Below are 20,314 nucleotides of genomic sequence, written 5' to 3'. Positions count from 1 at the left end.
AATCAAAACAAGGATTCGTGGTAACATAAGCATACATACTTCGAAGAAAAAAGGAGATCGAACGTGAAAAAAAGTCTACTTGTTTTCATGAGTCTAGCTGTAATTCTCTGTATCCTAGCAGCTTGCTCAAATACGACGAAAGAACAAAAAACAGAAACGAAGACACTTCCAACAATTAATGAACGCATTCAAAAGGAAACGAAAGAAGTGATGGAGCAGTCTAAACTCATCAAAGACACTGACATCACCGTGGATCAAAAGAAAAAAATCATTTCTTTAAACGTAACAGCTTCCTCTGATACCAATAGTGATTACGCTGAAGTCATCGGTTTAAACTTTGCCAAAACGCTGGCCATTGGAGCATCAACTGAAAAAGAAAACAATCTGCATAAACCGGAAAATGACAGCCTCGGCGCCCTCTATTCCTTTTATGACCTAAACATCACCGTGAAACAAGAAAACGGCAAAGTGCTGGCAAAAGGAAAGAAAACAACAAATGAAACAAAAATCACTTGGGAAAGAGCCCAATAACTGTTTGATGGATTTTTTTATAACTAAAAAAGCTTGTAGAGAAGCAATCTACAAGCTTTTTTTAATGTTCATCTCGGTTAAATCGTCTCTCATAACATCGACCAGTGCGTGAATATCTGAGTGAGCCCTTGATGCTAAACGTACCAGCAAATCCTCTAAATACTCATACAAATGACGATCTCTCATTATATACTCCTCATATAACGGAATGACAAAGAAATAGAGCAAATCAGCGAATTCAAGTGCAGCGTCATCTTCATCCTCATCGTCTAACGCCTCTCCGACACTTTGAATCAACCAATTCAAATCTTCTTTCTTTTCAATCGGAACATACATCAGCTGATGAATATAATCCGTATCCTTCGTTTGTAAAATCCGCTCCGCTGTTTCTTTTGATAGCGCACCAATCTCTGTAGAAGAAATATTCACAACCGTTAATTCGCCCTCTGATCTTACTAGATTCATTTGCAGCAAGTTTTGGTCCATCTCGACTCACTCCCCATTCTCAGATACCTTTATTATAAGGAATTGATCTGATCTTTTATGGAAATAGTGGATTTTTTTATGTAATTTTAAAGAAAATGTGACAGTATGATCTATGAAATCTCATATCTCTCAAAACAACAAAAGCACTCTTGAACATCAGAGTGCTTTTCTCATACTTCTTCTAATCTTTCTTTCATCGCCTCAGCCATTTCCACTTCACCCTCTGCTTCCAGCTGTTCAATGATGCGGGCATAATCCCTTTCGTGGCGATTTTGGCTTAATTTAAAAGCAGCCTGAACTTCATCTATAATGATTTTGAAGCCTACAATGCCTTTCATTTGCTTCTCTAACAGTTCCTCAGACAACGTATCCCATAGCATCGGCTGTTCTCTGTGACTTTCGTATGTCTCCAGCATTGTGGTTAATTCCTTAACCAGTTCCGATTTTTCAAGCAGTTCCGCCTTTCCATAAACATGAACAGCCTGGTAATTCCATGTTGGTACTGCTTCTTTTTCATACCATGAAGAAGATATGTAGGCATGCGGCCCTTGAAAGATGACGAGCGTCTTCTCGCTCTCTTCAAACGTTTTCCACTGAGGATTCCCAATCGCCATATGCCCCGAGATCACATACGAATCTCCAACTTGATGAAAACTCACTGGAATATGTGTCGCAATGGGCTTTTCATTCATTGTCGTCACAACTGTAGCAAATGAATGAGATTGAATAAATGATTTGATTTTCTCCATATCTTTCACTCGAAAAAATGATGGGATATGCATGTACCCTTCCTCCTTTTTGATCAGCTCAATGTTTTGGTCATAATGAAATCCATTTGCTCTTCGTCCCCTATGAGAAAGGCGTGCCCCCCTGTTCGAACAAACCCAAGCTTTTGATAGAAAGCGATGGCCGCTCTATTGTGCTCCCACACCCCAAGCCAAACATCCCGTTTATGATGATTTTTCGCAATTTCAATGGCTTGATCGATTAAATATCTGCCTAACCCTTGCTTTTGAAAGGACTGCTTGATATAAATTCTTTCAATCTCTAACGCGTCATTGCCCATCTCTTCTGATTGGGCATCATTCATATTGATCTTCAAATAACCAACTACTTCCCCATTCACTTGAACAAAATAAAACTGTGATGAAGGGTGCTGTAATTCCTTTAAAAGCTGGTTTAGGTGAAAAGCTGTCTTCACGTAAGCTTCGATATGTTCCACTTTGTTTTGATCCAGAAAGGTTTCTTTAAACGTATCGGTTCCAATTTTCTGAAGCTCCTTTACATGTTGTTCATTACACCGAATGAAAGTGACGGTCATAAATTCGTCCCTCCTTATTAATTAGTAGTCCCTCTTTATCCCTTTTTTCACATCTTCCCAGTCCTTTTCTATATTCTTTCGCACCCTGAGAAGATACTCATAAATCTGTTCCGCTTCTTCCTTAGAAAACCCATCCAGCGCCACTTGATTCGAATAATCATGTTCTCGTTTAATCATTGGGTAGACCGCTTCCCCTTTTTCAGTTGGAAACAGCTTTTTGATTTTTTTATTCACACGATCATTCTTTTTCTCAATAAACCCATGCAGTTCTAGCTTTTTGATAGCCCGAGCAGCCGTAGTTCGATCCACCTTAATCATTTCCGCCAGCTTTTCCTGAATGATACCAGGCTCCTCACAAATACGCACAAGATATAAATACTGCCCCTTCGTTAAATCGTACTCTTTAAATTCAATATTACTTATGGAATCAAGTGCGCGAGCTATCACACCGATCTCCCGCAATATTTCTTTCATGTATTTCAACTCCCTTTGTTGTATTTACAACAATTAACTATAGCTAATATAACTGATAAAAGTTGTATTTGCAACAAAAACCCACTCCTTAATCGGAAGTGGGTTTTCAACTCTTTCCTTATTTATCACGCTTCTTCGATCCAAACAATCCAAACACGACAGCCAGTGCAACAATAATCGCCACCCACGTAGTGAAGCCCATATGATCACCGCTTTTCTTTTTAAAATACCATATCGGTAAAGACCCATGAAATCACTTGCTCATATTTTAACGATTGAGAAGCAGTAAGGGTTTCAATTCATCATCCCTGATACTTTTTATTGCATGTGACCAAAATCATGAAGACATAACAAAAACCCCTATATTTCAAGGGGTTTTCGAGGGTGTTTACATCATTCCGCCCATTCAACAAGTTATAGAATAGAAAAAAATAGAATAATAGAATCATTGATATATTAAGGTTTTCCTCTTCCTTTTAAAATAATTTAAAATCGAAGAAAAAAAGACTATGAGCAAAAATATGAGCATTTTTATGAGCAATGGGTAAGGAGTTTTTCCTTACCCATTTTATCTACAGTAACCATTATTAAGCGTATTTTTTACGCTCTTTCATTTATTACATTTATTTGGAGTGAATTAAAACAAAATAATCTTTCTAAAGCCTGCAACAGCAAGGTCTTTATTTCATACTTAAAAATGAAATAAATATGGTTCTAAATGTTTCGTGGTTAAACTGTGGTCAAACTTTCCTTCAACTATTAGTTAACCAAAGAACGATAGCAACATTTTGTACGAGTAAATGTTTTTTGCAAAGGAATTAAGTTATCCGGAAACTAATTAAATTTCTTCAAAAGGAGTGTAATAATCTTGAGCCAACCCAAGAACACCCTTTATATTGTTTGGCCGCGAATCAAAAAAAGCCTAAACAATACGACTTGGTGCATAGCTTTACTGCTCCTATTAGTTAATTAGGAAATAAAACTTCATGGAAGTCTTGATACATGTTGGGAAGAAAGCGAATACAAACTTCCCATTCAGTTAAACTACAACTACCAATAAACCCTTAATTTTTTAAGTTTTTTTAAATAAGTTCTTTTTTCTCACCCCAATTAATAACCATATTATTGGAAAATGTTTTTATTAAGCTAAATGGGGGTGCTTTAATTGTTAAATAGCCACCAGTTCAATGGCGGATTTCAACCATCATTTCCGATGCAATCGAACCCAATTTACCTCAATCAAGGTGATGACATGCATAAAATTATATACTCAGTAAAAGGAGAGGTAAACGGAGATTCAGTATTTGCTTCTGGTACGGCGTCTACATCAGTAAATCACGAAAAATTTATAGGTTCTTTGTTGTTTCAAGAGATACCACCTTCTTTTGATCCCGCGGTAACTGGTTTTTCAATTCTTTCCATAAGTTGTGGAGGGTTTGCAGAGGAGATAGAGGGGGCTCTAAGTATGCTTTCCCTTAGTGGTGGAAATCATGAAGGTTTTAGAAGTTATACAATCCAAGACCCTAGGGGTAAAATTGTTGGAGCTTTAGTATCAATACTAAAAATGCGTAACATAGGAGAAAATTTGTATAAGGCAGACGTTACTATTTGTGGCACTTACAAAGGACCAACTAATTTTGTATCAATAGGCGGATATCAAATCTTAATGAAGCAAAAATCACCTGGAAGAATTGGAGGACAATATAAACAAAGGATTGTAAATACTGATCAAGAGGAATATATAATTTATGCATCAACAGAGTATGTTTACAACAATAATAAAACGCTTCCTTTTCCTACAGTTTGGACGGTTGAATATCAAAATGCCAATAAGCAGTTAACCCAAGATCAGAAATTGGCAGTAGTACTGAATAGTAAAGTAACTGTCCAACCTTATCAAAAATAATAAAAAAATGGTCTGAAATTCTTAAAGCACTCTAAACCGGCAGGAACTTTCTTATCCTAGAATTTTCCTGTCGGTTTATTTAATTTTAAATTTAAACCGCCTTACTATTTTATCCTAGATTAATAAATTTAGTTTCAATTTCTCTCCACTTATTACCGGTCCTTGTAAAAATCCCACCGCTTTCCTGAACAGGCAAAACTCTTTCTTTGTAAATTTGCTCATATTTTACTTCACATTGGTTCACCGCTTCATCCTTATCTTCATTTATAAAGATATGTACCCTCCCATCAACCCAAATATCATCCATATCATATCGATGCTGTATAGAAGAACATTCTTGTGGATGCGGGACACATTCTGTTCCCTGATAGGTACAAGGATTAAATGTTGCCAAAATACGTTTCGATAACGAATCATCTATTTGAAAAACTGCATCTCTATACCTTAAGCAAAGTTCAATTAGGGTGCTTTTATTGTCAGGGTAAAGTTCTATATGTGCCTTAACAATATATAAATGTAAATGTGCCGCATAAAGAAATGCACCAGCCACTTCTATGAGATCTCTTCTTGGAAAACCTCCTAATTGATTAATTAAAATAATTACTTGTTCATAGATAAAATTTAACTTCTGTTCATCTTTTGTCGAAACATACATAACAAGAACACTTCTAATTTTATCAACATCAGATAAAAATTTTTCAAAAAAAGCTTGATCAATTGATTGCCTTACTGGAGTACAAATTTCACTTATTGCTTGGTGAAACAACTCTACATAATTTATATCTCCTTTCCCCCAAATATCATTTATCGTATTTAAAAAAACATCTGATTTAACCGAAGCTACTAACCCCTCTGCTGCTTCTTTAGATAGCTCCTTCCATGTCCAACCTTCTTTTACATATGGCTGTATTTTTTTAATATATTCCATTGTAATTAAAACACCTCTTTGCAAATGTTTAAAAGCCAACATGATTATTATCGATTGTTTTTCTACCAATTGTTCCACTTTTACTTTCAACCAACCTTAATCGTAAATCCGTCAGTGACCATTTATTTTATCTTTATCCTAGCATATTAAAAAGCTTTCTCCCCTCCACAACCTCTTATAAAGTAATGGCATTTGTTTTTATTTAAAACTGTGACATCTTAGCTTAGTGATGATTTACCTTTAATAAACAATTCCGTTTCATTATATTCTGATTGATCATACTCATTTTTTAAAATTCTCGCACCTGATAGAGAAGGACCATTGTAAATATATTCTGCTTTAGTGGATATAAAGCTAAGATGCTCAATGCTACCAGAAAAGACCCCCTGGCTGTATTCACCCTGGATTCGATGGTCTCCACTATGTGTAATCGTCATGCTGTAATCTTTAGCACTTGGTGGACTCAATGCAGAACCTCCTTTAGCACCCACCAAATAAACATGTGAAGTATATAAATTTTCTGCTTTTTTTTCCACATTTACTAAAGAAGCTAATTTATGATATTCAATATCGTCTAAACCTGTACAACTACGGGTGGCAAAAAAATTCCCACCTGAAAGCTTTAGAATACTATCACCTTCTTGACTAAAAGTTGCTGCATCACAAACAGTACAGATAAAGGACTTAAGTGTTAAAATAGGGACAAGAGCAGGCTTAAACTGTATATCTACAGTGAATTCATTATTATCAAAAATAATCTTTCCAGTACCATTAATTAAATTATCTGATATACGGGCTGTTACATAATATTCAAAATTTATTTTCACAAAGAATTCTCTCCTCTTATAATGGATTACATCTAAAAATAAAAATGTATTAAACAATTCTATTTTTCCTATATCCTAATGCCTTATTCATGATTTTTCTTCTTCAAGATATACAGCGTCTCCAAAAATTGGGGGATGTTGCAAGACAAAAATTCTAAGGTTAAATTGACTATGTAAAAATTCGAATGTGTTGGAAATATTCTCTTGTAGGCATAAAAAAGACCCTTTCCATAGAAGTGAAAAGAGTCTTAAAAACGTTGTTAATTAACATTTTGAGAACTAAGGTGCACGACGAGTGCCATTAAATCCTTCCCGGAAGACCATTTAATGTTATTGCCCATCGAAGGTACAAACCAACAAAAGGTCTTTTACCAAAGTCGAAGTTTACATACAAGAAAGAACAGGATGTTTATATCTGCCCGAACGGGCAGGAATTAGCTTATCGTACAACAACAAGGGAAGGTTACCGTGAATATAAGTCTAATCCTAAAAAGTGTGCCGAATGTCCGTTTCTACAAGAGTGTACAAGGTCAAAGACCACTCAAAAAGTGGTAACCCGGCTTGGTGGGAAGAGCACAAGGAAAAGGTTCGCCTAAACAGACTTTCAGCTTCAGGAAAAAAACTTTATAAATTTAGAAAAGAGAAAGTAGAGCGAAGCTTCGCAGATTCAAAAGAACTGCATGGGCTGCCCTTATAAGCAAAGCAATTACTATTTTGCTATCTCCATATTTATTCTCCTTATTTATACCTAATATCCTCTAATGAATAAAAAAAGGAGCTTGTCCAAGTTGACTGGCCCCTTTTTATTGTTATTTTGAATCTTCGCGTTTAATTAAATCATTTAAATCGAAATTTTCCGTTATTACTCTCGGTCCAGAAGGTTGTGGTTTAGGTGGTGGTGTTTGACTACTCGTATTATTGTTATTCATTTTCATCTGTTCTCCTTTATTTAATTTATTTAACTCTGTTATCACTTCATCTAGTTGTTGAATTTCCACTTTATTTACCTTATCATCCTTGAAGGAGAATTGAAAAGGAAGGACCGTAAACAGCGCTAAGAAAAGAGCAATAACTGTCGCATACCCTGCATACCTTAAATAAGTAACCTTCAACTTGTTCATATTAACATTTTGAGTTGTACACTCTTTGTAATAATTACATAGCATTTTATTTATTTCATCTGAAATTAATTCTGATTTAGCGCCTTCATTTTTAAAGAAAGTTTCATAGTTAGTTTCATAGTAATCTATTATTTTGTTTGTATCATTTTGGAATGTTGTAGGATCCGGTAAATAGTGATAAGTATAATTGTAATAAGCTTTAAAAACCAGGTATCCGCAAAATACAATTGATAATATAAATAAAATATAAACAACGAAAAAGACTATTCCCCAACCATTCAGGTCAATATCTTTTATATTTTTAAAGTAATAGATAACTAGTCCAACTAAAAGAGTCAGTACTCCAATAGGGATAGTGACCCTACTATTTAACTTTTCCTTTTGTTCGATTTCGTAATAATACATTTCTTTAAAAAGTTCTAAATTTCCATTATTAATAGATAACTCCTCCCTCTCTATAATAACAGGACTATATTAATCTAAATGGATATCAATATCCTGTCTAATTCTTATATTCCTATGAATAAAGTTATTCGAATCAAGTAATTGAGATACTTCGTCATATATATTTTTTTCTCTTTTTGGATCTCTAAAAGTAATAATTATACAAAAATCCTGTGAAAGATCCATTCTATCTAGTTCTGCCTGATTCTCGATGAATTCACGATACAGACCCTCGACCTTCAAGTACCACTTTTTGGGTGAAAGTAAAAATTTCTCCTTTTTACCTTGGGTCAATTCAGATAAATCAACTGCAAACTTTTTGTTTGGATAATATTTGTCACCATATTGAAGTAACACTTTTTCCGATCTTGCGAACTCTTCTGTACCGATATTTCTCCTTTTACTATAGATACTTGAAGTTAGCAGATTTTGGCCACCTGTTCTACCAATTGGATTTCTAATAGTAGCTATTTTAGTATCTCGGCTCGTCTTCTCATCATATGTACCTAATGCAACTTCTATATTAGACTGACAATACTCTGGCCCTTGATTAACTGCTAGGATTGGTGAATTAACTAATGTTAAAAAGATCTGGCCATAGAAAATACCCTCTTCATTAATCATAGATTGCGGGTAAGGAATATCTAATATTTCTATAAAGTCCCCTTTACTCAAAGTATCTCTTAAAATAAGAGTAATTTCGTGGGGATCATTGTATAATATTTCTGCAGCCTTACCCGGAATACCAAATCCGAGTTGGTTAATTTTTTCATTATTTGGTAAATCTACTTCCGTTGGATATTTGGCTGAATGTATCATTAGTGCCTTAAGTAATACTGGATCAAATTCTTCTCCAATACGATTGTTTAAATCAGCTGCTATTGCTGTAACTCTTGGTGTAGAAAAACTAGTCCCTATATCTTTAGCAATATTACCATTTACATCGAAAGAATTAACACCATTGGGTACTGGCCTATTATTATCAACACTACAATTCCCACCATAATGGACTAACTCTGGTTTAATAATATTTGAGGGGCCAGGGCCAACTCTACTAAACGGAGAAAGGTGATTATTCTCTGCAATATCAGACTCAGTTTTGGATTGAGCTATCGATCCAACGGTTAATGCTCTAATTGAGTCAGCACCTCTTGCAATTCTACTAACTGGTAATCCATCAAGAAAATTTCTACAATTCCCAGCAGACTTTATTATTAAAATATCATTTTCATCTTGAATATTGTCTAACGCAGTTCCAAACTCTGAAAATTCCGCATTTTTTATATCGATATGACTCCCTATTGATAAGTTCCAAATCTTTATGGCACTTCCATACTCTTCGACCACTTCTCTAATATTGTCGATTAACTCTGCTTCAGAAATTGATTCTAAGTTTGCGTTTGGAAAAACTGCGGCATCTAATAATCTAAAACCGGTTACCCCTGTTAATTCTTTTCTCTCTAAAATATCTCCAAAATTAATTATGCCAGCAACAAAAGTACCGTGTGCTGGATTTAACAGCTTCTCAGGATAATTAGTATACCTAGATAGTTTCCACGCCTTAAGTGATGGTATATCTGCAATTCCGGAATCCAATACCCCAACTATCGGATATTCCGTTCCGTCATCAGGTTCAGGCATGCTCAGAGTCTCCTGACTAAAAAAATCATCTTGAACCACTTCTAACATAGGCATTGGTTCAACGGACTTGAGAGGGCTAAAATCATTAAATAAATTAACAGTATCAAGAGAGTCTGTTTTTACTTCATGAATATATAAGTTCTCCGCATACTTAACTGATTTTATTAACTCGATGTGAGAATTATTTTTTATTAGTTCTTTAAAGTTTCGTAATACCAATTCATTTAATTGATAATTATTAAAATCGAAAAATCTTATCTTTAATAAGTATTTTCCATCCTTTTGGGGTTGAATATTGTCTAATGTAATAATTGGATCATATGAGTCAATTTTATCAATTCCCGAAATTGCCTTTTCATTTCGTTCAACTTGTTTTAGTTTATTATCTACTGCTTTTAATTGCTCGATATTGTCTACCCTAATGAATAATTCCTGGTCATCCGATATTCCGATTACGCGATTGTCTTGTTTATTAGATAAAAACAATTCCTTTAATTCTTTTCGGTGACTTTTTGCGATGGCATCTTCATTCATTTTTGCTTTAATAACAGTCGGGGTACCTTTATATTTATTAAGTTTCCCTTCTATTTTTGGGAAGGTATCTTGTAAATCATCTAATAACAGAGTAGATTTTTTCAGTAACTCTTCACCATTCAATACCCATTTAGGAGGATTTCCCCCACCCCCCTCTGTTAAACGATCATCCACATTCTCTCTCTTTTCAAATATTCGTATCGGAAGATTTTTCTTTTTTTCCACCATCATCTTCTCCCTTGTTATTAAGTATGTTTCTTACTTGCCTCTGTGATATTCCTAACGTTTTTGATACGTCAATCTGAGATACACCATTTTCATTTAAGAACCTAACCAATGAAACTTGATCAAGAGGTAAGCTTCGACTTAAATGAATTTGATATAATAAATTTGAATAACTCAAGGTATTTTCATCTGCCAAGACACTTCTTCTCATCGCATTGATACATATTACCTTTATTTCTGATGGAGAAATACCTTCTAATAATTTGGTGAGTACCCCAACTTTTTTAGTATCATTAGTAAAGTTGTTGACCATATTCAATGTAAAGAGTTCTAAAAGCTCCAAAATTTCAGTCTGTGATGGTTTAGGAACTTCTATTGTATTTGAGAATCTTCGCCAAACAGCAGGATCCAAGAGTTTTTCATGATTAGTTGCAGCAATTAGTATACTATTTTTGTTAAATTTGTCAATGTTTTGCAAAAGGCTATTTACGACTCTTTTTAGCTCACCAACTTCGTGTTCATCATTTCTTGCTTTTGCAATCGCATCAAATTCATCTAGAAACAAAATACAAGGTCTAGCTTGTGCATATTCAAATATTTTTCTTATATTTTTCGCAGTGCTTCCTAGTAGTGATGAAACTAACCCATCTAATTTTGCTGTTACTAACGGAAGTCCTATTTGCTTTGAAATATAATGGGCGATACTAGTCTTTCCACAACCTGGAGGACCATAAAGTAGGAGGGATTCAGGCAGATTTAACCCTAAGTCAATAAACTTATCCCTCTTCTTAATATTTTGGATGTATGATTCTAGTTTTATTTTTGTAGTATTAGGTAATATTAACTCTTCACTAAAATCATCTGGCATTGTTATTTCTACCATATCTAACCTGCTATCGGTATCAACTGGTTTTGCCATAAACTCATCTAAGAAAACAGGATGAGCTCCTTTATTATTAAGGATGTTTAATATTCTCTCTGCAAATTTATCCTCTCCCTGAGATTGGAGCTTTTCAGATACTAATTTTGCATAACTCCGTACTTTTTCTGGATTCTTTTCGAGACCCCCTTCAATTATTTTTAATATTTCAGTTTTCATATACACAAAATTCCAACTCCTACCTATACTTTGTTTTACTAATATATATTACCATTATCGTACAATTTATGCACGAATTCAATAAACTTGTGTACGATTTTAATCATTTTTTTATCAAAATTCAAGTTATTATGTCATTTTTATTATTTACAGATACTTAAATCCAAAATCACAAAACAATTACTTGAATTTTTTTTAAATTTCTTGTAGCCCAAAATAGACCCCGTGCATATTTCTTTGGCTTTCTTTACGATCATACACTGGAGGTGAATTCAGATTCACTATGTTGTTCGTATATTTCGTTCATTCTTACTTGTATAATATTTACTTGTCCACGATATGCTTCTGGCCAGCTATCTTTCTGAAAAGAATTCTGACCTGCCTTCAAACTCAATCTCCATAATTGCTTTAAACAATTCTTAAATTCCTCATTGTTATTAATTAACCATGAAATGGTGGGATCAATTTTTCTCTTCTCTAGCTTTAATTGTTCTGGCAATAGCTTTTCCAATTTAATTAACCGTTGACGAATTTTCATGACTCTTCCACTCCTAATTGCTTTTCGATTTCTTTAATACGTTCATCAAGTTCTCCTACTTCCATTGCTTTTATAATACTATTTGATAGCGTTGCAATTACTCTAGCCCGTTCAATGCTCGATGGCTCTTGCTGCAAAAGTTCATTAATTACTCTAGCTAGTAGGCGTCTAACGTCCTTAGGTTGTTTTAATCGGATATTCCCTTTTGGCATACTCATATTTTTTTCGCTCCCTTAGAAAGATGTATTACCAATGGTAGAGACTCTATTTTTTTATACAAAAGTGTATGTTTATTACCCTTTTAATATAGTTATTTAATTATTGCTGACAAGCGTTCTTCTCCAGAGTCCTTTTACTCTTGTTACGAATTATACGGATTAAACGAAGTTAATAGCTATAAAGTTGGTATAATAGGTTTTTCTCTACTGTTAAGACAACGAACCTTTTAAGAACCAAGTACGAACTTTAAAGGGATTTTCCTGTTTTTCAATAAAGTTCGTACTTTAATCCGTTTTTATTTCGTTGCGTAAAATCAACTTGAACCCTTTATAAACTCAACTTTTCTATATTGATTCGTTAAATTCGTAAATTCCGTAGAATTTAATCGAGAAGCGTTATTTTTTGAAAAGTTTTTTTAGCTCCAGACGGCTTTTCTTTACTCACCTGAATAAATCCATTTGAATGTAGGTCTTTGAAAATCATGTCAAGTTCCGTTTTGGAAATATTGCCTTTAAAAAAGTCCCGACTCACTTCGGTTCTGGTCATACCACCTTTACCAGCCTCTTTACGTTTTTTCAACTCTTCAAGCAGCCTTTTTGCCCTTGGATGATCAAGCACCGCCTCATTGCCAAAAATAAAGCGAGCTGACTTAAAGCAATAGTTCCAAACGCTGAGAGCAGCTTTTAAGTGAGTAACCGTAATAGTCTTCGATTGATCCAACAAGGCATAAATACATGCCAAGCGCATTGTTTGAGCTTCTGCTCGACTTGTTACCGCTCCTATCAAGCCTCCTACACCTGTTGACAACGCTTCATATATTTCGTGCCAGTACAGCTCCGCTTCTTCATCTCTCTTTATCTCCCCTGCATAAGAAGCCAACTCTGCTGCTCGTAAGTTAGAAGAAGAAATAGAGAACGGTCCCAAGAATGGTTAAGTGTCTATGCTCAAAATTCGAAAGTAAGCAGCGTTAGAGCACGAAGCAAGGAAATGAAACATTTTGTATCAGTATGGGGGCCTTATCCATTAAAAAAAATAACCAGACAGATTTATCATAGGCGATTAATCGAACTATCTGAAAAGTACAGTCGTAATTATTTAAGTGGAATACACGCTTGTGGTCGAATGATATTTAATCATGCAGTGGCTATGGGGCTTATAAAAATAAATCCCACTGAAAATATTCAATTGCCCAAATATCAAGCAAAGGTAGAAGAGATTGAAAGCCAAGATGAGGAAATAAAATTTTTAGAAAAAGGAGAGTTAGCCCGATTCTTGAAGCTTACTGATTCAGAAGGGCTAGAAATGGATTCTTTAGTATTTACGACTCTTTCCTTTACAGGTTTACGTATAGGGGAATTGCTTGCACTTAAATGGGCTGACTTTGATGAAGATAAAGGCACACTACGTGTCACTAAGACTTTGTACAACCCAAGAAACAATATAAAAGAGTATGAATTACTCACACCAAAAACATTTTGCTCAATTCGTACCATCCGGATTGATGAAAATTTGGTTAAGATGCTGAAACGCCATAAACTCAAGCAAAAAGAAATAAAATTACGAAAAGGCTCTATTTATGTAGATAATCAGTTTATTTTCGCTCGGGATGATGGACATCCACAATTAAGGAAAGTTGTAGAAACCAGATTAAAGCGTTTATTAAAGAAAACAGGAATAGAAAAAAATATTACTCCCCATTCTTTTAGGCATACCCATACATCCCTTTGATTGAAGCAGGAGTAGGAGTAAAGGAGATTCAACAACGTTTGGGACATACGGATATAAACACAACAATGAATATTTACGCTCATATGACCGCTAATATGGAAGAAAAGGCCTCCCACCAGTTCAGTAAACTGATGAAAGACCTTCTCTGATAAGATGGTTTTTGTGAAAAAAGTGAGCATTTTTTGCTTACTATGAGCAAAAGTATGAGCATTTATCTTTATTCCACTTAAAAACCCCTATATATCAAGGCTTTATGATGTTGATTACATCATTCCGCCCATTCCACCCATGCCGCCCATATCTGGCATTCCGCCGCCTGAGCCGCCTTCTTCTGGTTTGTCAGCAACGACTGCTTCAGTTGTTAGAAGCATTGCTGCTACAGAAGCTGCGTTTTGAAGTGCAGAGCGAGTTACTTTTGTTGGGTCAACGATTCCTTTTTCGATCATGTTTACCCATTCGTTTGTTGCTGCGTTGAAGCCTACGCCAATTTCTTCGTTTTTCAAGCGCTCAACGATAACGGATCCTTCAAGACCAGCGTTGTGAGCAATTTGACGAATTGGCTCTTCAAGAGAACGTAGAACGATGTTTACACCTGTTTGAACGTCACCATCAGCTTCAATTGAAGCGACTTTGTTGTATACATTCACAAGTGCTGTACCACCACCGGATACGATACCTTCTTCAACTGCTGCGCGAGTTGAGTTCAGTGCATCCTCGATGCGTAGTTTACGCTCTTTTAGTTCTGTTTCAGTTGCAGCACCAACTTTGATGACAGCGACGCCGCCAGCTAGTTTTGCAAGACGTTCTTGTAATTTTTCTTTATCGAATTCAGAAGTTGTTTCTTCTACTTGTGCACGGATTTGGTTCACACGTGCTGCAATTTGAGCGGAATCTCCTGAACCTTCAACGATTGTTGTGTTTTCTTTTGTCACAACGACTTTAGACGCGCGGCCAAGCTGACCGATTTCAGTTGATTTCAGGTCAAGTCCTAGATCTTCTGTGATTAATTCTCCGCCAGTTAGAACAGAGATGTCTTCAAGCATTGCTTTACGACGATCACCGAATCCAGGTGCTTTTACTGCTACTGCGTTGAATGTACCACGAAGTTTGTTCACAACAAGAGTTGCAAGTGCTTCGCCTTCTACATCTTCAGCAATAAGCAATAATGGTTTTCCTTGTTGTACAACTTGCTCAAGTACAGGAAGGATTTCTTGAATGTTTGTGATTTTTTTATCAGTGATTAAGATGTAAGGATTTTCAAGAACTGCTTCCATCTTATCAGAATCTGTCACCATGTATGGTGAAGCATATCCGCGGTCAAACTGCATACCTTCAACCACTTCTAGCTCAGTTGTGAAACCTTTAGATTCTTCGATTGTGATAACTCCGTCGTTGCCTACGCGCTCCATCGCTTCAGCGATTAGGCTGCCGACTTCTTCGTCTGCTGCAGAAATAGCCGCAACTTGAGCAATTGATTCTTTACCTTCGATTGGTTTAGAAATCTCGTGCAAGCCTTCAAGTGCTACTTTCACTGCTTCTTCGATCCCTTTACGAACGCCAACAGGGTTTGCACCAGCTGTTACGTTTTTAAGACCTTCACGGATCATCGCTTGAGCTAGAACTGTTGCAGTCGTTGTACCGTCACCAGCTACGTCGTTAGTTTTGCTTGCAACTTCAGCCACAAGTTTTGCACCCATGTTTTCAAATGCATCTTCTAATTCGATTTCTTTTGCAATCGTTACACCATCATTTGTGATAAGTGGAGAACCGAATTTTTTCTCAAGAACCACGTTACGTCCTTTTGGTCCTAAAGTTACTTTTACAGCATCTGCAAGTGCATCTACACCACGTAACATCGCACGACGTGCTTCTTCACTGAACTTAATATCTTTTGCCATAATAACGAAACCTCCTCAGTCTTTTTAGAAAATATATCTCAATGCTTTTTTATGTGATTAACCAATAACAGCTAAAATGTCGCTCTCACGAAGGATTAAATATTCTTTTCCTTCATATTTCACTTCAGTGCCTGCATATTTTGAGAAGATAATGCGGTCGCCTGTGCTTACTTCTAACGCAACGCGCTCACCACTTTCAAGTACACGCCCTGAACCTGCTGCAACAATTTTACCTTCTTGCGGTTTTTCTTTTGCAGAATCCGGTAAAACAATACCGCTAGCGGTTTTTTCCTCAGATTCAACGAGTTCAATGATTACGCGATCGCCTAATGGCTTTAACATAAGAAACAACCTCCTCAATTTTTATATGTAGTCTTTTTTAGCACTCATCACCAGTGAGTGCTAACACATTTATTATAATAAAGAATGTCTTCTGCAATTTCAAGTGAAAACCTTTAAAAATTTTTACGCTTTCACGATCTTTTTGAATCTCAGATTCTTTCCTTTTCATCGAAAAAGAAGACTTGTGTTACAATAAATTTAGTTCTTTTAGTAAAGGGGTTTTCGTTACTTGAAAAAACAATATTGGTACATCATCTTAACCTATATATTGGTACAGGTATCTGCGTTTCCTTATTTTCTCATAATGAAATGGCTGGGATTCATTCAATCACCGATGACTCAAACAGAGCTTTCAAAATTATCAGGAACGTGGACAATCATCAGTTTCTGTATCGGATTGATCATTATTCTGCTCATCCTTCGAACCGTCCCAAAAGCTTCACTGCGAAATGAAGCACCTGCTTCAATCGGTTCTGCTATCGCATGGATCATTGGCGGTTTCTTTCTTTCTCTCTTTGCACAATCGATTGCAGGCGTGATTGAACAATATGCATTCGGCATTGGCCGTGAGTCAGAAAATACGCAAACCATTTTATCCATTATGGATGCCGTTCCTTGGCTTGTGATCGTCATCGCCCTGATTGGTCCGATCTTAGAGGAAATCATTTTCCGTAAAATCATCTTTGGTGTGATTTATGAAAAAACGAATTTCTTCATTGGGGCACTTGCCAGTTCAGTGGTTTTCGCTGCTGTACACAATGATTTTCCCCATATCTTGCTCTATACTGCAATGGGCTTTACCTTTGCCTTTTTATATGCGAAAACAAAACGAATCATTGTCCCAATCGGCGCTCATATGCTGATGAACTCACTTGTCGTTCTTGTGCAGATTGAGCCAGTGAAAAAAATGATTGAAGAACAATCTCAAACCATGCAAATGATTATTGGAGGCTTTTTCTCATGAGAAACCCAGTCGTATGGGGCATCATTTATTTTGCCGTAGGTGTCGCTTTCACCTATATGGCCATTCAAAACCCAGGTGACATGTGGTCATTTTACAGCATTTTGCTGATGGTGTTTGCGGCCTATAATATCAATATCGCGCTTAAAATGTTTGCCTTCTCTGTCAAACTCAAAAAACAGCAGCAAAAATAAATCAAAAACCATTTTCCGCGTTTGGAAAATGGTTTTTTTATGGAGGATGTAACTTCATGGAACATGAAAAACTTCGTTTCTTCAATGATCAGCATGAAACCATTGGAGCTGCCGCTCGTTCAGATGTCCACGCCCAAGGTCTTTGGCATGAAACATTTCATTTCTGGCTTCTTAAAAAGGAGCTTGGCACCTTGTATCTCTATTTTCAGCTAAGGAGTCCTGCAAAAAAGGATTTTCCTTCACTGTTTGATATCACCGCAGCAGGTCACCTTCTCGCAGATGAACAGCCTTCTGATGGCTTAAGAGAGGTAGAAGAAGAACTTGGTCTTTCTATCCTTTTTGAGGACCTTACTTATACAGGAATCATAAAAGATGAAATTCACCTGCCTTCTTTCATCGACCGTGAGTTCTGCCATGTGTATCTTTATATGAATGAAGAAAAGCACATGGAAGTTCATCTACAGAAAGAAGAAGTCGCTGGTCTGTACAGAGCAAAGCTGCTTGATGCACAGCAGCTTTTAACAGGATCATGTGAAAGAATTCGTATCGAGGGCTTTATAGTTGATGCAAACGGAGAACGACGTGAGGAAAGCATCGAAGTGGGTATTCATAATTTTGTCCCGCATGAGCCTGCCTATTATGAGCACCTCTTTCACACGATCAATCAATTTCTTACACAATAGAAAAAGCATCGTGATCCCTTATTGGATCATGATGCTTTTTTATGAAACATAATGTTTTTCTTTCTCCTCTGTTTGCTGCATTTTGCGATAGGTCACTCTTGAAATGATAATGCTCACTTCGTATAAAACGAGCATTGGCAAGGTGACCATGAGGTGAGAAACAAGCTCTGGCGGTGTAATGAGTGCGGCAATGACAAGAAGGACAAAATAGGCATACTTCCGTATTTTTGATAAAAACATCGGTGTGATGATGCCGAGTCTGGTGAGAAACATCAACACGACGGGCATCTGAAACAAAAAGCCAAATGGAAGTGTTAGCTGCATTAGAAATGTAAAATACTCATGAATCCCAATGACTTGCTCTACATTTAAATCATTCGACATTCGCATCATAAAATCGACGACAAACGGAAATAAAATAAAGTAAGAGAAAGCCACACCGCTCAAAAATAAAAGCAGTGCAATCGGAATGTAAGCAAGTGTCACCTTTCTTTCTTTTTCATATAAGCCAGGACTCACAAACGCCCACAGCTGATATAAAATAACGGGACACGTCAAAACCAAAGCAATGACAAATGCGAACTGCATAAACACGTACAGTGGATCTGTAAGCTTAAATGCGTTCAGCGTCAGTGTTGCCGCTTCATCGGTATTTTGTAAATACACAATGACCGGCTTAGCGAGAAAAAAACCAGCCACCATAAAGGCGACAAAAAACATCGCAATGATCACTAGGCGTTTTCGCAGTTCCACAATATGCTCCATAAGCGGCATATCTTTGACATTCATGAAGCTCATCCTATTCTACTGATCTTCTTTTTTCTTTTTTTCTTCCTGATCATCAGCTAAGCCTTTTGTGGCATTTTTGAATTCACGTAATGTATCTCCTGCTGCTCTTCCTAATTCAGGAAGCTTTTTCGGCCCAAAAATAATGAGCGCTACAATCGCAATCAGAATCAAACTCCCAGGACCGATCGGACCCATTTGCTCCACCCCCTTTACCCCTTTTCGTCAGTCCTCCTGCGTAACAGAGTAATGCTTTAAGAAATACACAAGAGACTGAAGTTCAACCGCCAAATCTATATGATGAATTCGAATGTGTTCCGGCACATTCAATCGAGCCGGCGTAAAGTTAAGGATTCCTTTGATGCCAAGGGCAATCAAACGATCTGTAATGGATTGAGCTGCTACGGCAGGTACTGTCAAAATTGCAACAGGGATATCTCCTACCTCTTGAACATGCTCTTCAAGCTTATCCAAATCATAGACAGGCACGCCGCCTATCTCACTTCCTATTTTACTCTCATTGACGTCAAAAGCCATTGAAATTTTTGTATTATTATTTTTTATGAAATTATAGTGTAAAAAAGCAGTCCCTAAATTCCCGACACCGATGAGCATGACATTGGTCATTTCATCTTGGTCAAGGGTCTTTCTGAAGAAGGTCAAGAGATAATCGACATTATAGCCATACCCTTTCTTCCCAAGTGCACCAAAGTACGAAAAATCTCGGCGAATGGTAGCAGAATCCACTTTGACTGCATCACTAAGCTCAGCTGATGACACCCTTTGTTTTCCTGATGCATGCAAATTTTTTAAAAAACGGTAGTAAAGCGGCAAACGTTTGGCTGTCGCTTGTGGAATTTTTGACTGATCTATATTCATATAAGGTCCTCCAACTTAAATATCAGATGCTCTGTGAAAATCACCGTTTTTCCCGCCTGTCTTTTCAATTAGATAGGTTGGACCGATGATCATGCCTTTATCAATCGCTTTGCACATATCGTAAACGGTCAGTGCACATACTGAAGCAGAAGTGAGCGCTTCCATCTCCACACCCGTACTTCCTTTTGTTTTCACCTGTACTTGTATGTTCAGGATGTGCGCATTTCCGTCTTCCTCCCAATTAAAGGAGATATCCACGCCTTTTAGTGCAAGCGGATGACACATTGGAATGATGGTAGATGTTTGCTTTGCTGCCATGATGCCAGCAACCTGTGCAACAGACAGCACATCCCCTTTTCCAATTTCATGCTGTTGTATTTTATGAAACACTTCTTTTATCATACGAACACTTGAAACAGCAACGGCGGTTCTCACTGTAGACGATTTGTCACTAATGTCGACCATCTTTGCTCTTCCCTGTTCGTTAAAGTGGCTAAATTGACTCATCTTTCAACGCTCCCTCACTCAAATGATACACTATTTTTTCCT

At 36.5% G+C, this 20,314-nt stretch carries 24 protein-coding genes and 1 pseudogene; 7 read left to right on the top strand and 18 right to left on the bottom strand.

Features of this window, described 5'->3' with window-relative positions:
- Positions 1 to 63 precede the first annotated feature (63 nt).
- On the top strand, positions 64 to 531 hold the full coding sequence (locus tag MHI46_RS03135; protein WP_285605134.1) for a hypothetical protein: 468 nt from the start codon (positions 64 to 66) through the stop codon (positions 529 to 531).
- Between the two features lie 48 nt (positions 532 to 579).
- On the opposite strand, the gene MHI46_RS03130 is transcribed toward MHI46_RS03135, so the two are convergent.
- The 4 genes from MHI46_RS03130 to MHI46_RS03115 form a co-directional block, all read right to left on the bottom strand.
- A complete protein-coding gene (locus MHI46_RS03130) occupies positions 580 to 1,017 on the bottom strand; it encodes a hypothetical protein (RefSeq protein WP_342503097.1) in 438 nt (145 codons plus the stop codon).
- Positions 1,018 to 1,187: 170 nt separating this feature from the next.
- On the bottom strand, positions 1,188 to 1,799 hold the full coding sequence (locus MHI46_RS03125; protein ID WP_342503096.1) for an FMN-binding negative transcriptional regulator: 612 nt from the start codon (positions 1,797 to 1,799) through the stop codon (positions 1,188 to 1,190).
- A gap of 20 nt (positions 1,800 to 1,819) precedes the next feature.
- Positions 1,820 to 2,338, bottom strand: coding sequence for a GNAT family N-acetyltransferase (locus MHI46_RS03120; RefSeq protein ID WP_342503095.1), 519 nt, complete (start codon positions 2,336 to 2,338; stop codon positions 1,820 to 1,822).
- Positions 2,339 to 2,359: 21 nt separating this feature from the next.
- Positions 2,360 to 2,812: a MarR family transcriptional regulator gene (locus MHI46_RS03115; RefSeq protein WP_342503094.1), complete on the bottom strand. Its 453-nt coding sequence runs from the start codon at positions 2,810 to 2,812 to the stop codon at positions 2,360 to 2,362.
- 1,165 nt (positions 2,813 to 3,977) lie between these two features.
- On the opposite strand from MHI46_RS03115, the gene MHI46_RS03110 reads away from it, so the two are divergent.
- On the top strand, positions 3,978 to 4,718 hold the full coding sequence (locus MHI46_RS03110; RefSeq protein ID WP_342503093.1) for a hypothetical protein: 741 nt from the start codon (positions 3,978 to 3,980) through the stop codon (positions 4,716 to 4,718).
- Positions 4,719 to 4,827: 109 nt separating this feature from the next.
- Here MHI46_RS03110 and MHI46_RS03105 read toward each other — a convergent pair whose 3' ends face one another.
- Positions 4,828 to 5,724: a hypothetical protein gene (locus MHI46_RS03105; protein WP_342503092.1), complete on the bottom strand. Its 897-nt coding sequence runs from the start codon at positions 5,722 to 5,724 to the stop codon at positions 4,828 to 4,830.
- A 140-nt stretch (positions 5,725 to 5,864) separates the two neighbouring features.
- Positions 5,865 to 6,473 carry a hypothetical protein gene (locus MHI46_RS03100; protein WP_342503091.1) on the bottom strand — a complete coding sequence of 203 codons (609 nt, stop codon included), beginning with the start codon at positions 6,471 to 6,473 and terminating at the stop codon, positions 5,865 to 5,867.
- 323 nt (positions 6,474 to 6,796) lie between these two features.
- On the opposite strand from MHI46_RS03100, the pseudogene MHI46_RS03095 reads away from it, so the two are divergent.
- A pseudogene (locus MHI46_RS03095) lies at positions 6,797 to 7,158 on the top strand (transposase); the annotation flags it as partial.
- Positions 7,159 to 7,282: 124 nt separating this feature from the next.
- Here MHI46_RS03095 and MHI46_RS03090 read toward each other — a convergent pair.
- The 6 genes from MHI46_RS03090 to MHI46_RS03065 all read right to left on the bottom strand — a co-directional run bounded on the left by MHI46_RS03090 (position 7,283) and on the right by MHI46_RS03065 (position 13,173).
- Positions 7,283 to 7,999 carry a hypothetical protein gene (locus tag MHI46_RS03090; protein ID WP_342503090.1) on the bottom strand — a complete coding sequence of 239 codons (717 nt, stop codon included), beginning with the start codon at positions 7,997 to 7,999 and terminating at the stop codon, positions 7,283 to 7,285.
- 69 nt (positions 8,000 to 8,068) lie between these two features.
- Positions 8,069 to 10,444, bottom strand: coding sequence for a S8 family peptidase (locus tag MHI46_RS03085; RefSeq protein ID WP_342503089.1), 2,376 nt, complete (start codon positions 10,442 to 10,444; stop codon positions 8,069 to 8,071).
- A complete protein-coding gene (locus MHI46_RS03080; RefSeq protein WP_272511033.1) occupies positions 10,401 to 11,537 on the bottom strand; it encodes an AAA family ATPase in 1,137 nt (378 codons plus the stop codon). The genes MHI46_RS03085 and MHI46_RS03080 overlap by 44 nt, the downstream gene beginning before the upstream one ends.
- Before the next feature lie 253 nt (positions 11,538 to 11,790).
- Positions 11,791 to 12,075, bottom strand: a complete 285-nt coding sequence (locus MHI46_RS03075) for a hypothetical protein (protein ID WP_342503088.1) — start codon at positions 12,073 to 12,075, stop codon at positions 11,791 to 11,793.
- Positions 12,072 to 12,293, bottom strand: a complete 222-nt coding sequence (locus tag MHI46_RS03070; RefSeq protein WP_272510426.1) for a hypothetical protein — start codon at positions 12,291 to 12,293, stop codon at positions 12,072 to 12,074. The genes MHI46_RS03075 and MHI46_RS03070 overlap by 4 nt, the downstream gene beginning before the upstream one ends.
- 382 nt (positions 12,294 to 12,675) lie before the next feature.
- Complete coding sequence (locus MHI46_RS03065) at positions 12,676 to 13,173, bottom strand: hypothetical protein (RefSeq protein WP_342503087.1); 498 nt, start codon at positions 13,171 to 13,173, stop codon at positions 12,676 to 12,678.
- Positions 13,174 to 13,281: 108 nt separating this feature from the next.
- Between MHI46_RS03065 and MHI46_RS03060 the strand changes: the two genes are divergently transcribed.
- Complete coding sequence (locus tag MHI46_RS03060; protein ID WP_342503086.1) at positions 13,282 to 14,022, top strand: site-specific integrase; 741 nt, start codon at positions 13,282 to 13,284, stop codon at positions 14,020 to 14,022.
- A 263-nt stretch (positions 14,023 to 14,285) separates the two neighbouring features.
- Here the strand turns inward: MHI46_RS03060 and groL are convergent, their stop codons facing one another.
- Both groL and groES read right to left on the bottom strand, forming a co-directional pair.
- The gene (gene groL, locus MHI46_RS03055) at positions 14,286 to 15,920 is read right to left on the bottom strand and encodes a chaperonin GroEL (RefSeq protein WP_024424467.1); all 1,635 of its coding nucleotides are present in this window, start codon (positions 15,918 to 15,920) and stop codon (positions 14,286 to 14,288) included.
- A 57-nt stretch (positions 15,921 to 15,977) separates the two neighbouring features.
- On the bottom strand, positions 15,978 to 16,262 hold the full coding sequence (gene groES / locus MHI46_RS03050) for a co-chaperone GroES (protein ID WP_024426730.1): 285 nt from the start codon (positions 16,260 to 16,262) through the stop codon (positions 15,978 to 15,980).
- Positions 16,263 to 16,491: 229 nt separating this feature from the next.
- Between groES and MHI46_RS03045 the strand changes: the two genes are divergently transcribed.
- From MHI46_RS03045 to MHI46_RS03035, 3 genes are read left to right on the top strand one after another with little or no spacing between them, the layout of a single operon-like run.
- Complete coding sequence (locus tag MHI46_RS03045; RefSeq protein ID WP_268475152.1) at positions 16,492 to 17,226, top strand: CPBP family intramembrane glutamic endopeptidase; 735 nt, start codon at positions 16,492 to 16,494, stop codon at positions 17,224 to 17,226.
- Positions 17,223 to 17,417, top strand: a complete 195-nt coding sequence (locus MHI46_RS03040) for a YdiK family protein (RefSeq protein ID WP_003213897.1) — start codon at positions 17,223 to 17,225, stop codon at positions 17,415 to 17,417. Before MHI46_RS03045 ends, MHI46_RS03040 begins: the two co-directional genes overlap by 4 nt.
- A 56-nt stretch (positions 17,418 to 17,473) precedes the next feature.
- Complete coding sequence (locus MHI46_RS03035) at positions 17,474 to 18,100, top strand: NUDIX domain-containing protein (protein ID WP_342503085.1); 627 nt, start codon at positions 17,474 to 17,476, stop codon at positions 18,098 to 18,100.
- A 39-nt stretch (positions 18,101 to 18,139) separates the two neighbouring features.
- Here MHI46_RS03035 and tatC read toward each other — a convergent pair whose 3' ends face one another.
- From tatC to moaC, 4 genes are read right to left on the bottom strand one after another with little or no spacing between them, the layout of a single operon-like run.
- Positions 18,140 to 18,898 (bottom strand): twin-arginine translocase subunit TatC, encoded by a 759-nt coding sequence (tatC, locus tag MHI46_RS03030; protein ID WP_098676753.1) that lies wholly within the window; start codon positions 18,896 to 18,898, stop codon positions 18,140 to 18,142.
- A gap of 6 nt (positions 18,899 to 18,904) precedes the next feature.
- Positions 18,905 to 19,084: a twin-arginine translocase TatA/TatE family subunit gene (locus MHI46_RS03025; RefSeq protein ID WP_008355689.1), complete on the bottom strand. Its 180-nt coding sequence runs from the start codon at positions 19,082 to 19,084 to the stop codon at positions 18,905 to 18,907.
- A 27-nt stretch (positions 19,085 to 19,111) separates the two neighbouring features.
- On the bottom strand, positions 19,112 to 19,765 hold the full coding sequence (locus MHI46_RS03020) for a redox-sensing transcriptional repressor Rex (RefSeq protein WP_008355687.1): 654 nt from the start codon (positions 19,763 to 19,765) through the stop codon (positions 19,112 to 19,114).
- Between the two features lie 15 nt (positions 19,766 to 19,780).
- A complete protein-coding gene (moaC, locus tag MHI46_RS03015) occupies positions 19,781 to 20,272 on the bottom strand; it encodes a cyclic pyranopterin monophosphate synthase MoaC (RefSeq protein ID WP_039176857.1) in 492 nt (163 codons plus the stop codon).
- Between the last annotated feature and the right edge of the window lie 42 nt (positions 20,273 to 20,314).

This window comes from Bacillus sp. FSL K6-1000, assembly GCF_038630785.1.
Lineage (GTDB): Bacteria > Bacillota > Bacilli > Bacillales > Bacillaceae > Bacillus > Bacillus safensis.
This window is presented reverse-complemented; position numbering and strand designations above follow the sequence as displayed.

Excerpts from the sequence above, each read along its gene's own strand:
- MHI46_RS03020 (WP_008355687.1), bottom strand. The coding sequence starts at position 19,765 with ATGAATATAGATCAGTCAAAAATTCCACAAGCGACAGCCAAACGTTTG.
- MHI46_RS03085 (WP_342503089.1), bottom strand. The coding sequence starts at position 10,444 with ATGATGGTGGAAAAAAAGAAAAATCTTCCGATACGAATATTTGAAAAG.
- MHI46_RS03025 (WP_008355689.1), bottom strand. The coding sequence starts at position 19,084 with ATGGGTCCGATCGGTCCTGGGAGTTTGATTCTGATTGCGATTGTAGCG.
- MHI46_RS03070 (WP_272510426.1), bottom strand. The coding sequence starts at position 12,293 with ATGAGTATGCCAAAAGGGAATATCCGATTAAAACAACCTAAGGACGTT.
- tatC (WP_098676753.1), bottom strand. The coding sequence starts at position 18,898 with ATGAGCTTCATGAATGTCAAAGATATGCCGCTTATGGAGCATATTGTG.
- MHI46_RS03060 (WP_342503086.1), top strand. The coding sequence starts at position 13,282 with ATGAAACATTTTGTATCAGTATGGGGGCCTTATCCATTAAAAAAAATA.
- MHI46_RS03125 (WP_342503096.1), bottom strand. The coding sequence starts at position 1,799 with ATGCATATCCCATCATTTTTTCGAGTGAAAGATATGGAGAAAATCAAA.
- MHI46_RS03090 (WP_342503090.1), bottom strand. The coding sequence starts at position 7,999 with ATGTATTATTACGAAATCGAACAAAAGGAAAAGTTAAATAGTAGGGTC.
- MHI46_RS03075 (WP_342503088.1), bottom strand. The coding sequence starts at position 12,075 with ATGAAAATTCGTCAACGGTTAATTAAATTGGAAAAGCTATTGCCAGAA.
- moaC (WP_039176857.1), bottom strand. The coding sequence starts at position 20,272 with ATGAGTCAATTTAGCCACTTTAACGAACAGGGAAGAGCAAAGATGGTC.
- MHI46_RS03120 (WP_342503095.1), bottom strand. The coding sequence starts at position 2,338 with ATGACCGTCACTTTCATTCGGTGTAATGAACAACATGTAAAGGAGCTT.
- MHI46_RS03115 (WP_342503094.1), bottom strand. The coding sequence starts at position 2,812 with ATGAAAGAAATATTGCGGGAGATCGGTGTGATAGCTCGCGCACTTGAT.
- MHI46_RS03040 (WP_003213897.1), top strand. The coding sequence starts at position 17,223 with ATGAGAAACCCAGTCGTATGGGGCATCATTTATTTTGCCGTAGGTGTC.
- groL (WP_024424467.1), bottom strand. The coding sequence starts at position 15,920 with ATGGCAAAAGATATTAAGTTCAGTGAAGAAGCACGTCGTGCGATGTTA.
- groES (WP_024426730.1), bottom strand. The coding sequence starts at position 16,262 with ATGTTAAAGCCATTAGGCGATCGCGTAATCATTGAACTCGTTGAATCT.
- MHI46_RS03080 (WP_272511033.1), bottom strand. The coding sequence starts at position 11,537 with ATGAAAACTGAAATATTAAAAATAATTGAAGGGGGTCTCGAAAAGAAT.
- MHI46_RS03035 (WP_342503085.1), top strand. The coding sequence starts at position 17,474 with ATGGAACATGAAAAACTTCGTTTCTTCAATGATCAGCATGAAACCATT.
- MHI46_RS03130 (WP_342503097.1), bottom strand. The coding sequence starts at position 1,017 with ATGGACCAAAACTTGCTGCAAATGAATCTAGTAAGATCAGAGGGCGAA.